This window comes from Actinomadura citrea (genome assembly GCF_013409045.1).
GTDB lineage: Bacteria > Actinomycetota > Actinomycetes > Streptosporangiales > Streptosporangiaceae > Spirillospora > Spirillospora citrea.
Map to the genome: position 1 here is coordinate 1,770,992 of NZ_JACCBT010000001.1, position 13,546 is coordinate 1,784,537.

General features: G+C 69.7%; 5 protein-coding genes. 2 read left to right on the forward strand and 3 right to left on the reverse strand.

Features of this window, described 5'->3' with window-relative positions; all coding sequences use genetic code 11:
- Nucleotides 1–31: 31 nt before the first annotated feature.
- Complete coding sequence (locus BJ999_RS08525; RefSeq protein ID WP_179832780.1) at nt 32–1,747, reverse strand: CpaE/TadZ family protein; 1,716 nt, start codon at nt 1,745–1,747, stop codon at nt 32–34.
- Between the two features lie 150 nt (nt 1,748–1,897).
- Here BJ999_RS08525 and BJ999_RS08530 point away from each other — a divergent pair, with 150 nt between their 5' ends.
- The gene (locus BJ999_RS08530) at nt 1,898–4,546 is read left to right on the forward strand and encodes an ATP-binding protein (protein WP_179832781.1); all 2,649 of its coding nucleotides are present in this window, start codon (nt 1,898–1,900) and stop codon (nt 4,544–4,546) included.
- Entirely contained in the window at nt 4,531–8,571 is a 4,041-nt protein-coding gene (locus tag BJ999_RS08535; protein WP_179832782.1) for a hypothetical protein, read from the forward strand. Before BJ999_RS08530 ends, BJ999_RS08535 begins: the two co-directional genes overlap by 16 nt.
- Before the next feature lie 338 nt (nt 8,572–8,909).
- Here BJ999_RS08535 and BJ999_RS08540 read toward each other — a convergent pair whose 3' ends face one another.
- Together BJ999_RS08540 and BJ999_RS08545 are read right to left on the reverse strand one after the other, a co-directional pair.
- Nucleotides 8,910–9,482 (reverse strand): hypothetical protein, encoded by a 573-nt coding sequence (locus tag BJ999_RS08540; protein WP_179832783.1) that lies wholly within the window; start codon nt 9,480–9,482, stop codon nt 8,910–8,912.
- A gap of 271 nt (nt 9,483–9,753) precedes the next feature.
- Nucleotides 9,754–13,545 (reverse strand): NlpC/P60 family protein, encoded by a 3,792-nt coding sequence (locus tag BJ999_RS08545; RefSeq protein ID WP_179832784.1) that lies wholly within the window; start codon nt 13,543–13,545, stop codon nt 9,754–9,756.
- Nucleotide 13,546: the final 1 nt, after the last annotated feature.

Here is a 13,546-nt window from a genome sequence, read left to right on the forward strand (position 1 = left end):
CTTTCTTGTGATAGGGCCGGTTCGAGGATGATCACTTGGGGTCCATGCCGAGGAGCCTCTTCCAGATGCCGCCCCGGCCGCCCCCCGAATGCGCGGCCATGGGCTGGCCGAACACCGGGTCCCCGGTGACGAACTGGAGGATCTCGCGGAAGGTCGCCTCCAGGTCCGGGCCGATCTGCAGCGCGTTCAGCCGGCGGTTGTTGGCGGCCTGCGTCCACTCCAGGTCCTCCGGGATCATGCCGACGAACCGCCATCCGGGCATCAGGTCCATGACGTCCTCCGGGCTGCAGTCCACGTCCGCGCGGGCCCGGTTGAGGATGAGCGACAGCTTCTCGGGGTCGACGCCGCCGCTCCGGGAGTGCCGTGCCATGGTGATCGCGCTGAGCCAGGCGCGGGCGGCCTCCAGCGTCACCCGGTTGGGCTCGACCGGGACCAGGATCGCGTCGGCCTCGGGCAGGATCAGGTCGGTGAACGTCATGTGGAAGAGCTCGGCGACGGGCGTGTCGACGAACACGTAGTCGAACGCCTGCCGCAGCACCGTGATGATCCGCCGGTACAGCATCGCGTTGATCAGCGCCGGGTCGGCCATGGTGACGTCCTGCGGCCCGAGCAGGGTGAACAGGTCGGCGTCCGGGATGTGCGCGAGATGGGTGCGCACGTTCTCCACCCTGAGTGATCCGTTCACCCGGAGCATGTCGAGGACCGTCGGCGACTCCACGTTCAGGTACCGCGCGACGTCGGCCTGCTGGAAGTTGGTGTCGACCAGCGCCACCCTCCCGGGCCGGCCGGCCGCGTGCAGATGCCTGGCCGCGTAGACCGACAGGTTCACGGCCGTCGTGGTCTTGCCCACGCCGCCCTTGGCCGAGGCGATCGCGATGACCCGCCCCAGAGGCACGGGGGGCGCGGGGACCTGCGGGGCGGCCGCCGCCGTCTGCTGGGGGCCCGGCCACCCGTTCGAGGACGGCTGGGCCGGCATCGCGTTGTGGTCCTGCCTCGTTACGGACCCCTGGTCCGGCGCCGGCTCCGCATGGCCTCCCGGGACGGGCTGCTGCCCCGCGAACCCCTGCTGCCCGGGCGCGGCAGCGCCCCACGGCTGGTGGTTCGGCGCCGGGGCGGAGGGCGCGGGCGGTTCGGCGGCCTGCGGCGGCGCGGCACCGGGCCCCTGCGCGAAGGACGGAGGCTGCGCCGGGTTCGGGTTCCAACCCCCGGCAGAAGGCTGACCGGTGGCAGGCGGTTGTTCTGCGGGTGCCTGCGCGGGCGGTTGTTCGGCGGGCGGCGGGGCGGCCGCGAAAGGTTGGGCCACCGGTTGCTGCTGCCCGGCGGCCTGCGTCTGGGACGCGGCCGGCGGCCGGGACGCGGCCGGTGGCGGGGCGGCGGGCTGGGCCGGCGGCGGACCCCCGATGCCGAACAGCGCCAGCAGGTCCGACATCTTGAGCTGCCCGCCGATGACGTGGACGCCCGGTGCGAAGGTGTCGCCGCGTTCCGCGAAGTATCCGTGCACGAGCACGGTGAATCCGCGGCCGGCGAGCCCGTTCGCAAGGACGGACACGCCGGCGCCCGGGAGGTCCTCGACGAACCCCGGGGCGAACATGAAGGCGGCAGGGGAGCCGACCCGCCCGCTCTTGGACAGGTCGCGAAGTTCCGCCGCGGAGGCGGCGTCGTACACCGCGGAGAACCGGCCGGTCTCCCGCAAACTCCGGGCGACGCCCGGATCCCCCGCGACGACGAGGTTCGGCGCAGTTGCCATCACTCAGTGTCCTCAGCGCTCTGGTTGTCACCCGGTCGGCGAAGCGGCCGGAATCTCTATTAGCGACTGTGCGGACAATGATGGATGCCGCCAGCCCCGGTTGCCGGACTGTCTCCCTGAGAGCCAACACGACCAGGGAGATGACAGCACATGGTCAACCTGAGGGCGGCGCTCGGACGTGTCACCGGGACCAGCCGCGCAGGCCGTTCCGAGGCCGACACCGCCACCATGTGGACCACTCCGTACGCCTGGCGTACCGCCGACGGCGTCTACGTCGGCTACAACGGCGAGGTGTGGATGTACCGCACCGTGCGGCTGTCGCCGATGAAGTGGGAGGACCCGGCGGAGCAGCTGTCCATGGCGGCGCCGCTGGCCAGGCTCCTGGGCGACCTGGGCCGGACGTCGCGGCAGCCCGTGGGCGGGCTGGCGACCCTGTCCAACAACCGCAACGTCCATCTGGTCTCGATCACTTGGGACGACCTCGTCACCCCGCCGAAGGAGAACACCGACGAACTGCGCGCCTACCAGGCCGAGGCCTTCGGCTTCCTGGCCCCGAAGCGCGTCCTGTTCGTCGGTGTGCAGCTCCGGTCGTCGCTCATGGACAAGACGTCCCGCGCGGGCAAGGGCTCGCAGGGCGGCATGGGGACGATCAAAGCCCTGACCGACCTGGTCAAGGACTCCATGGCCGACGACGTCCCCGACCTGTCCGACTACCAGAAGGACATGGAGCACATCACCTCGATCTTCAAGCGGGCGGACGCGCAGGAGCCGACCCGCCAGGAGCTCGACCAGCTGGAGTCCTGGTACAACCTCGGGCGGGGCCCGGACGCGGTGATCGAGGAGATGCCGACCCGGCTCGGCGTCACCGGCATCGGCGAGCTGGAGATGGCCGCCGTCATGCGGTTCGACCAGCCGGTCATGCCGTCCCCGGAGGCCCAGTGGGCGCTGGACGTGATCAGCCACCCCGGCGACGCCCCGCACGTCATCTCGATCAGGGCCGAGCTCGAACCGGCGAACCTGACGCGGGCGAGGTCCCGACGGGCGCAGCGCCGGATCATGTCCAACATGGAGGAGGAGCGCAAGACCCAGGACCTGGAGAAGGTCGAGCTCTCCCAGACCTTCCAGCAGGCCAAGGAGGTCGAGGACTACCTCGCGAACTCCAACCAGCCCATGCTGGCCAGGTGCAGCTTCATCATGGCCCGGGAGATGACCGACGCCACCGAGACCTACATGGAGTTCCTCGCCCAGTACTACGGGATCCAGATGAAGGCGCTGGAGCACCGCCAGATCCAGGCCCTGGAGGAGACCCTCCCCTGCTCGTCCGTCCGGGTGAACCCGTTCCTGCAGGACGTCAACGTGCCGATGGTCTCGCACGCGGGGCTCCAGGCGTTCTCCGACCTCGGTGACGACCTCGGCGTCTACGGCGGGCTCATCGACCCGGACGGCACGCCGTTCTTCGTCGACCCGCTCGGCGCCCCCCGCAAGAACCTGCCGCCGGTCTTCGGGATCTTCGGGGACCCGGGCAGCGGCAAGACCTTCTTCGCGCAGTCCGTCGCCACCCAGGCCGCGCTGAACGGCCTGCCGGTGATCTTCGTGAACCCGAAGGGCGGCGACTCCCTCTACGGGATGGTGGACTACGTCCAGCGGCTGGGGATCCCCGCCGGCCGGGTGTCGATGTCGGCGCTGGAGGAGTCGCCCGGGGCCTTCGACCCGTTCCGGTACGCGCCGCCGACGATCGCGGCCGAGATCGCGAACGTGCACATCCTGTCCGCGCTGGACGACTCCCGCGACGGGCTCTCGCTGTCGGAGCGGCTCGCGCTCGGCTCCGGGCTGAAGCGGGGCGCGCTCAACGGCGCGCGCTGCGTCTGGGACGCCCTGAAGTACGTCCCCGGCGACGACGCCGAGAGGGTGCGCGGCCTGGTGGAGCAGCAGATGGAGGCGTCCTCCATGTTCTCCCTCGGCATCGCCCTCCAGCCGCTGCCCCGCCTGGACATGTCGCAGCGGCTCACGCTGGTCGACTTCGACCGAGAACTCGGCCTGCCGGAGGGGAAGACGCCGAGCGAGTACTCGGTGTCGGAGCGCATCGCGCTCGCGGCGGTGCGCCTGGTCATCCGCGCCTCGCTGGAGATCCTCATCGCCAACCGCTCGGGCGTGCTGATCGTGGACGAGGCGTGGACCTTCCTCTCGCAGGCCGAGGGCCTGGCCTCGCTGCAGCGCATCTCCCGCGAGGGCCGGTCGCTGAACATCATGCCGGTGTTCCTCACCCAGCGGATCGCGGACGTGGTCACCAAGGACCTGGAGTCCTATCTGAGCCGTGTGCTGGTGCTGAAGCTGAACGAGAAGCGCGAGGCGGAGACGGCGCTGAGGCTGTGCGGCCTGCAGCCGACCGCCGAACGGCTCGCGCAGATCCGCGAGTTCGGCCCGCTGCCCGCGGAGGACGGCAAACCGGCGCGCTGGGCGCGGGGCATCTTCCGTGACCTGTTCGGGCGGCACGCCCAGGTCGTCCTCGGACCCACGCCGCCGGAGGCGGCGCAGGCGTACAGCACGAACCCGGAGGACCGCCGCAAGCGCGAGGAGGACCGCCGCCAGCGCGAGGAGGCCGAGCGGGCCGAGTACGAGGCGGCCGTCGCCGCGGCCGCGCGGATGGAACAGCCCGGCGCCGCAGCGCCGCCGGGGCAGAACGGCGCGGTCCAGGCTCAGGCGGGGCCGGACATCAACGCCGCGCCGCACACGGGGCACGACGTCACCGCCGCGCCGCCGCGGGCGGGGGAGGAGCAGAACCCATGGCTCGTCGGCTGAGGCCCGGCCCGGCCCGCCGCGGCGACCCGCGGAAGCAGAGCCGCCCCGACCGGGTGGAGCCGGGCGGTGCGAAGCCGGCGCGCCAGAGCCCGCGCCGTGGAGTCCAGCTCCTGGTGTGGGTGCTCGCGCTGACCGTCTTCGGCGGTCTGGCCCTGCTCTCCGGGCAGACCGAGGGGTTCGGGTCCGGCGGCCGGTCGTCGCACGCGGCCGCGCCCGCCGCGCCGTCGGCGCCTGCCGCAGCGCCGGCGCCCTCCGCGCCGTCGGCGCCCTCCGCTTCCTACGCCCCCGCGGCGCAGCCCGGGACGGGCTCCGGCGGGCGCCTGCTCGCGGCGGCGCCGGACGACGACGTTCCCACCTACGACATCAAGCAGGACGACTGCGACGTCTACAACGAGGCCAGGACCTTCCTGCCGCTGCACCGGTGGACGTCCTTCGAGCTCTTCGTGGTGGACAACGCCCGGATCTTCAAGACCCAGCGGTTCGTCTCGATGATCGCCAGCCTGATGTTCATGGCGGCGGCGCTCTGCTGGCGGATCATCGGCGCGCTCATGGGGTTCGGCTACTCGTTCGACATGATCTGCCGGGCGGCGGATCCGATCAACTCCGTCGTGCGCACCTTCTCCCTGTACGCGGCGTGGTTCCTGATCCCTTCGTGGATCTTCGTCATGGCGGCGGTGTTCCGGCGCTGGTCCAGCAGCGGCCACCGCCGGGGGCCCGCGGCCGCGATGCGCCTGATCATGGTGTTCCTGGCCGCGAACGGGTTGATCTTCTTCATCGGCGACCAGGCCGACAAGCACCAGGACAATCCGACGGCGGCGTACACCGCCCCGTGGATGGCCAAGACCGTCCAGGGCTGGTTCGGGACCATGTCGGACTCGCTTTACAGCCTGCAGCAGATCGGCAGAGTCAACGACGGCGTGGCTACGAATCCCGTGTTCTACGACGGCCATCCGGACGGCGGAGCGGGCAAGGTCACCTGCGCGCAACTCGACGAGAAACTCAACACCGAGTACATGAGCCGGAACGAGAAGACCTCGCTCGCCGATGGCAAACAGGCGATGGTGCAGGTGAGCAAGATGTGGGAGATCTCGCTCGTCCGTTCCTGGCAGGCCGCGCAGTTCGGCGAAGGGACGAAGCAGTTCCCCTCGCCGGCTCATGCCTCCTGTCGCTGGCTCGAGGCCAACGCCGACGTGAGCACCGAGAGCAAGCTGGAGGCCTACGACCTGGCCACCGGCCACGGCAAGGGCAGGACCACGGCGAACTCGGCCCGCGGGTACTTCATCGACCCCGCCGCGGACGAGCAGATGATCATGATCGCCTGGGGCGCCTGCAAGGCCAACGACGACGGGCTCGGCAGCGCCCACACGATCCCGCAGTGGGACAAGGCCACCGACACCAAGGACAAGGCGAAGGCCTGCGAGAAGCTCTACAGCGACGTCACCTACGAGGATGACAAGAGCGGGCACCAGTTCAGCGTCGCCGGCATCGACGTGCTCTGCTTCCTCTGCGACAACGGCACGATGGGCACGTTCTACTTCAACGGCGACGACGAGCTCAAGGACAAGCTGGGGAACTGCTACGCGAGCGAGCCGGCCTGCCAGGCCGACTGGAACTTCGTCAGCGCCTGGCTGGGCAAGAACCAGGCCCAGCGGCTCACCCAGGGCCTGATGTCGATGATCGTCGCCTTCGTCTTCCTGTTCGTCATGGGACCGATGGCGATCGGTATGACGGTGTCCAGTGTGGGTTTGGCAGGACTAGTCATGATCTTGCCATTGACACTACTGCTGATAGGAGCAGGCCTGCCGCAAGGCATGAGACTGCTCAAACTCACCGGAGCGGCGGCGGCGGGTGATGCCCTCTTCACCCTCGGGCTGACGTTCCTGACCATGCTCACCGATACCACGTACCAGGCCATCGAGGCGACCACCAACGATGCCACACCGAACTTCTTCCAGCAGGTCGCGCAAGGCGCGGCCCCCTTGGTGGCGCTGTTCCTGTTCAGAAAGATCAGCAAGATCCTGAGCCTGGGGGACATCTCCTCCACCACAGGGGCCACGGGGTTCGCCTCGGCCATCGTGTTGCGGAGCAGTGGTGATCGGAGGCTGTCGCGCAACGCCGGCCAGCAGGTGTCCCAGCGCCTCGGCCGCCTCGGCGTGGGCAAGGCGAGGCTGGCCGCCCTGGACGAGCGGTCGCTGCAGCGGCGCATGCTCAACAACCGTGCGACGAGGGCGGTCGCCGGTGTGGCGAAGCGGGGGGCGCAGCGAGCCACCCGCCCGATCACCGACTGGGCGAAGGACAAGTACGACGGCAGCCGCGCGAAGCTCCAGCAGGGTGTCAACGCCCTGCAGCGCAAGGCCGCGTCCGGGTCGCCCGCGCAGCGTGCGGCCGCGTACGCCGGGCTGACCGCCGGCCTGGCCGGCCTGACGATGGTGGCGCCGCCGGCGGTGCTGGCGACGCTGCCGCTGATGGCCTTCACCGGCTCCGCCGCGGCCGGGCGCGGCATCCAGGCCGGGGTCAACGGCGTCAGAGGCGTGCGCTCCGGCGCCGGCGGCGACGGGACGGGCATGGAGGCGATCTCCGCGGCGGGCATGCCCACGGCCGGGAGCGCCCGGTCGGGTCTGCGGCAGGCCGACGACTGGCATCGCAACATCATCCGCGTCAGCGACTCCGAGGAGCAGCGGCGGCTGATGGGCCAGCACGCCGAGGAGGGCCTGAACATGCTGCGGGCCCGGCAGTGGGGCGAAGGGCAGCCCGGCGGGCTCAACCCGGAGTTCACCGGGTTCGTCAACGACGAGGAGAAGATGCGGGCGCTCGCCGACGCGGCGAACGCGATGGGGCTGAACGCCAGTCAGCTCGCGGTCAGCAACCAGGGACTGCTCGCCCCCAACGTGGAGTTCGCGGGCGGCCGGCCCCAGGGCATCACCGCCGAGCAGTTGGGCATGCTCCCGCACCTGTTCCTCCCCGCGCGCGACCGGCGGGCCCAGATGACCTCCGACGGGGTCATGGAGACCCAGGATCAGCAGATCGCCCGGATGACGGCGCAGCTCAGGGAACGCGGCTACATCACCGATGAAGGCGAGATCGTCAACGTCCTCGAAGCCCACGGCCTCGACACGCGCCTTCCCGAGGTGAAGGTGCGGGTGGAGCGCTGGCTCGAAGGGGGCAAGGACGAGGAGATCTCACGCATCACCATCGCCCCCCGGCGGGGGGAGGTCGCCGCCGTGGAGGCGGCCCGGGACTGGGCCAATGACGTCGACATGCCGAGCCGCGACATTCGCCAGCACCGCGATCTGGAGGCGGTGAGCGGTGTGATGACCGCTGCGCGGAGAGAGATCGGAGACTTCAACACGATCCGCATCGAGATGCCGGACGGCACCTTCGCGTCGGCCGGCAACCTCCAGCGCCAGCTCGAAGGGGAGATCCGCTCCATGGCGAGCATCGCCCTGGAGACCAAGAACCTGCACGACACGATGAACACGGGAGCGATCACCGGGGAGTTCTTCGGAGAGGAGTACGCCCGGCTCACCCAGATGCAGCGGGAGTCCGCCCAGCAGGTCGACAGGCTGAGCGCCATGTTCCGGGACGCGGTCGACGCGTCCCGCTCGGCGCGCGGCGTCTGCGAACTGCGGGTGCAGATGGCCGATCCGAGCAGCATGATCGACGCCGGTGAGCTGACGCGGCTCGCCGACCAGATCACCAAGAGCAACCAGCAGGCGCAGCAGCAGGTGCACCAGGAGATCGACAGGCTGGTCGGTGCCATCTCCCAGCGGCCGACCGACTCCGGAGCCGCAGCGGCGATCATCCGCAACCTCGACGACCTGAGGGACATGTTCGACAGGCAGGGCCGTGGCGAACGCTCGGAGAACCAGGCGGTGCTCGACCGGCTGAGCGACCTGGAGCGGTCTCTCCAGGACAGCAGGCGGATGACCCAGGTCGACCCCCGGCTGGCGGCGAACGCGAACACTCCGGTCGACATCCGGAGGGTGCTGCGGGACATGTACCGGGACGAGATGTCCAGGACGTAGCCGTGTTCCACAGGCCCGGCCCGCTTCGCTCGCCTGGCGGCTGTGTTTCACAGTCCCGGCCCGCTTCGCTCGCCTGGCGGCTCGCTGCGTGACCGGGCCTGGGGCGAACGCGGCATCGCTTCGCGATCTGCCCGGTTCCGCTCGCCTCCGGCTTCGCTCCACCGGCCAGTTCACGCGTTCGCGCGCATGGCCGAGGCCACTTCGCGAAAGGCCCTAGCCGGAAACCGCCGAGCCGCAAGAAGAACCGGCCTCCGCCCCGCTGTGGGGTGGAGGCCGGTCGTCGTCGGGGTTCGGGTCGTGTTCCCGCAGGTTCGGGGAACCTGCGCCTGCGCGGGCGTTCAGCTGACGCCCTCGCAGGGGTTGTAGTCGTGCTTCTTGGAGCACGACTCGAACTTCTTGGCGTACTCGTTGACCTTGCCGTCGAACACGCTCTCGGAGTCGATGACCTGCCACTCGGTCTCTTCCACACCGAAGGTCTGGTCGAACGTGAGGCGGGTCCCGTCCGCGGAGAGGGTGCCCTTGACCGGCCCGTAGTCACCCAGGCCGTTGAGCTCGAACGTGTTGCCCGTGCCCACGCCGTTGAACGCCTTCGCCTTCGGGTCCTCGACCTTGCGGCCGTTGCCGTCGAAGTGCACCAGCGTGTAGGTCCCGGTCACCTGACCGCCCTGGGGGTAGACCTTGAAGGCCAGCAGGGCGTGCTGCTCGCCCTGCTCGACCATCGCGATGACCGGACGGGGCTGGTTCTCGGTCGCCGGGGCCGTCGCGGTGGGCTTGGGGTCGGCGTGGTCGCCGTCGCTGTCCGAGCCGGTCATCTTGATGAGACCGAACGTCAGGCCGGCGGCGGCCAGTGCGGCCACGACGGCCAGGACGATGAGCTGGATGCGTCGGTTGTTCGGCTTCGCGCTGTTCACGGTTGTTCCTTTCGGTGAAGGCGCGAGAAGCCGGGTGATGGACCCGGCTTCTGTGCGCGTCTGATGAGATGCGAACGGGGCCGGGTCGGCTCTGTTTGCAATGTGCTCATCAATTGTCGCGCACAGCACACCTCACTCGCAAGTGGAAGGTGCACTGTGACTGTTTTTGGCAAGTCTTGTAGGCGGATCGACGACACAAAAGAAAACGGCCGTTACGCCGATTCCGCGTGATCAAGATCACGCGGAATCGGCGGCCGTCATGGGCGAGGTCTCACACCTTGCTGGGGTCGATCCAGCCGACCCAGTAAGCACCGGAATAGGCGCGCTCTACCTTGGAGACGTCCCCGGTCTGGTTGGTGTGCACCTTGTAGCCGTCGGCCAGTTGCATGGCCACGTGGCCGGAGTGGGGCTCCACGAGATCTCCGGGCTTCGCCTGGCTGAGCGAGATCTTGTGCGTCCAGCGGGCCCCCACGAACGTGGTGGTGACGGGGGCGTTGCTGCCCTTCGGGTACAGGTTCGGAATGGCGCCGCTGTCGCGGTAGGCCCTGGACACGAAGCTGGAGCAGTCGGCCCAGCCGGGGTCGTTCCGCTTTCCCGAGTCGAGCGGGGCGTAGGGCCAGCCGAGGTGGGTGAGCGCCCACTTGATGGCCATCGCGGCCTGAGGCGTGCGGGCCTGGGCCACCGAGTCCACGCACAGCTTGCGGATGCCGATCTCCTTGGCCCCCTCACGCAGGGTGTTGTTCGGGGCGTTCTCGGGGCAGCCGTCCGGCCCGACCGTCACCTGCACGGTGCCGTTGTCCACCGCGCCGCCGCCGCCGGTGGCGAGCGAGCCGATCAGCTTGCCCGCGCTGTTGAACGGGGGGATGACGCCGCCGAAGAACCAGGCGTACTCGACCGCGACCTGCTCCAGCGGGAGCAGCACGCCCTCGGTGTTGCCGAGGCGGGACCACGCCTCGGTCGCGTCCGGCGCGACCGGCGCGCCGACCGGCTTCAGCGGACGCAGTGCCAGCCGCGGGATGACCAGGGTGTCCTCGCCGACGACCGGCGGGGTCTCCTTGTTGGCGTCCTCCCTGCCCTGGTAGTAGTTGCCCAGGCCGTTGAGGTTGGTGCCGTTCGCTCCGCTCCCCGCCAGGTCGGTGGCGATCTGGGCGAGCGTGTTGTTGAAGCCGGGCGCCCAGGACCCGACCATGCAGGCCAGATCGCTGCCGGGGTCGGTGATCCCGTGGGTTTCCTCCAGCTTGTCCAGCTTCGGCTTCCACTCGCTGTACACCTTGTCGGAGTCCGGAGGCTTCTTCAGCGACGCGAACTCGGTCGCGAACGGGGCGATGTCGGTGAGGAACTTCCTCATCACCGTGAGGCACTCGTCCGACGCCTCGAAGGTGTTCTGGCCGGGGCCGATCTGCGAGAACAGCTTGAGGTCGGTGCCCATGGCGATGCTGAGCTTCTGCCAGCCGCCGACCATCGGCTGGAAGACCCCGAGGTCGTGCGGGCGCTCCTCCGGCGGGACCTTCTCGACGGACAGCACCAGCTTGGCGGCGCCGGCGATGTTCTTGTCGACATCGCACCGGTCCTCGACGCCGGCCTCCTCCGCCTCCTTCTTGGTCATCGGGAAGATGCCCTGGCGCGAGTCCTTGCCGTTGTCGCACCCCTCGGTCTTCCATTTGCCGGCTCCGTAGCTGACCGACATCGCCTCGTTGACGAGTGTCTCGACCGCGGCGGGACGATTGTCCTGTACGGAGTACTTGTATCCGCCTTCCTGGGACTTTGCGCCGGTGACCAGGTAGAGGTTCTGGAGGCGGTTGGTCTCGCAGCGCCAGATCGAAATGATCTTGAAGCTGATGGACCACGGCTTCTCGGGATCGTCCGGCGGGGGGACGGCGCAGGGCCCCTCGGGGTTGGCGGTGCGCTCCACGAAGATGCCGGAGGTCGCGATGACCTTGCTCCAGTACTTGCGGGCGTTCTCCTGGTCCTTCTCGTTACCGTCGGGCTTCCACTTGGGGCTCTTCGGGTCGCGGTGCACCTTCTCCGCCGCCTTGACGAGCTCGAAGGCCACGAAGTACGAGGACTGGCACGGGTTCTGCGGATCGAGACCGTGCGACCGCATCTGGCCCGAGGCGGCGGGATTGAGCAGGTACGGCCCGCTGCCCTGGTTGTCCTTGCCGCCGATGTCGGGGTCCGGGTTGTCGACGTCGCAGCCCCAGGCGCGGAGGCCGGGGCTCCCCGTCTCGGACGTTCCCTTGTCCACGCGGAGCGCGGCGGTCTGCGCCCAGGGCCCGGCGGGCTCGACACTGTACGAGGCGGGCTGCGTGCCGCCGGAGCCGGCCGGGTGCGCCTGTGCCGCGGCCCGCATCTTCGTCATGACGCCGTCGACGTACTTCCAGGCCGTCGGGTTGAAGTCGCAGGCCCCCGGGCACTGGTCCCACTTCTCCGGGTAGGGGCCCCAACTCCCCGTGAAGTGGTCGACCGCGATCGGCTGCCACTTGTGGTACTTGTTCCACGCCTTGAGGATGTCCTCTTTGGCCCGGCGGTCCTGCACGCTCGGCGGGGCCTCGCACGCCCTGGCGTAGCCCCCGTAGTTGTTCCAGGTGCTGGTGATGTACTGGTAGGCACCACAGGCGGTGCTCTTGTTCGTCCCGGCATTGCGGTCGTAGACGCCGTTCGACTCCTGCATCCGCAGAGCCCAGAGGAACCAGCCGAGCTGATGGCTGAGATCGCCGTCCGGCGGCGCCACGTGGTCGCTCCCGGTGCCGGGCACGGTGGCGGCCGAGCCCGCGCCGGTCACCCCCTGGACCGGCCCCGGCCCCGCGCCCACGGTGTTGCTGACGTTCACGTCCACGCCGCCGGTGCCGTCGCCGGAGCCGTTCCCGCCGGGGACCTCCTTCGACTTGCGCCCGGGGTCGCGGTCGACGTTGTCGTAGGGGCTGTAGCGGGCGAAGTCGGTCTGCGCCTTGGCGAGACCCGCCAGGATCGTCCAGGGGACCTCGGAGTAGTCCTGCGCACTGCCCGAGGTCTGCTCCGACGCCTGCTTGAGGATCCGCTGCCAGTTGCCGGGGAAGTACTCGGCGACCTTGGTGTCCGAGGTCTGCTCGGGCTGGGACTCAGGGACGTCGTCGTCGACGTTGACGCCCAGGAGCATCCCGGCGATGAGGATGATGCAGAGGAACGGGACGAGGATCGAAACGCTGGCGGCCAGCATCACCTTGAGCTTGCCGCGCTTCTTGTCCTTCTCCGACTTCTTGCCGTCGGCCCTGTCCTTGCTCTGCTGGCCGGCGCCGGCCGTGTTCTGCGCGCCGCCCTTCCGGCGCCGGAAGCCGTCCCAGAACGACTTGGGTATCTTCTGGCCGATGTTGGACTGCTCGAACTTGTCGAGCGCCTTGCCGCCGGCACCGGAGTCCTTGACGCCGTCGTACACCTTGGGCGCGTACCGGTCGGCCAGGGCGCGAGCGCCGATGTCGGCGGCCTGCCCGAGAAGGTTGAGGCCCTTCTCTCCGAGGTTGTCGCCTTCCGGCATCGACGGGACGTAGTTCGCCGGGAGGCCCTTCTTCGCGGCCGCCTCGCGCAGCTTGCCCTCGGCGAGTTCGCCGGCCGCCTTCTTGAGCCCCTCCTTGGGGTTGCTCTGGGGCGTCTGCTCCGACGGCGTGCCGGTGGGCGGGGCCTTGAGGTCCTTGGCCAGCTGCGCGGCCTTCGCGGCGGCCTCCAGCGCCCGCTGCATCCCGAGCGGGTTGTCCTTGTTGAGCTTGACGGGCCCGCCCCGCAGCGCCGCGTCGCCGTACGGGTTCTTCCCCTGCCCGTCCACGCCGCGGTCGATGGCCGACTGCTCCGCGAGGATGTCGGAGACGTTCTGCGGCTGCTGGGCCGCGGCGGCGATCCGGGGGTCCGAACCCAGCGTGGCGACCTGTTCCGGCGTGAGCTCGGCCAGGTCGTCCGGGAACTCGCCCTCCGCCACAGGCTGCAGCGCCGTCGGCTCGGGCGGAGCCGAGGACTGGCCGTCCTGCAGTTCATCACCGTCCAGAGGGCGCGGTGAGACCTCGGAGCCCTTCCAGGGGCTGCTGTCCTCGTCCATC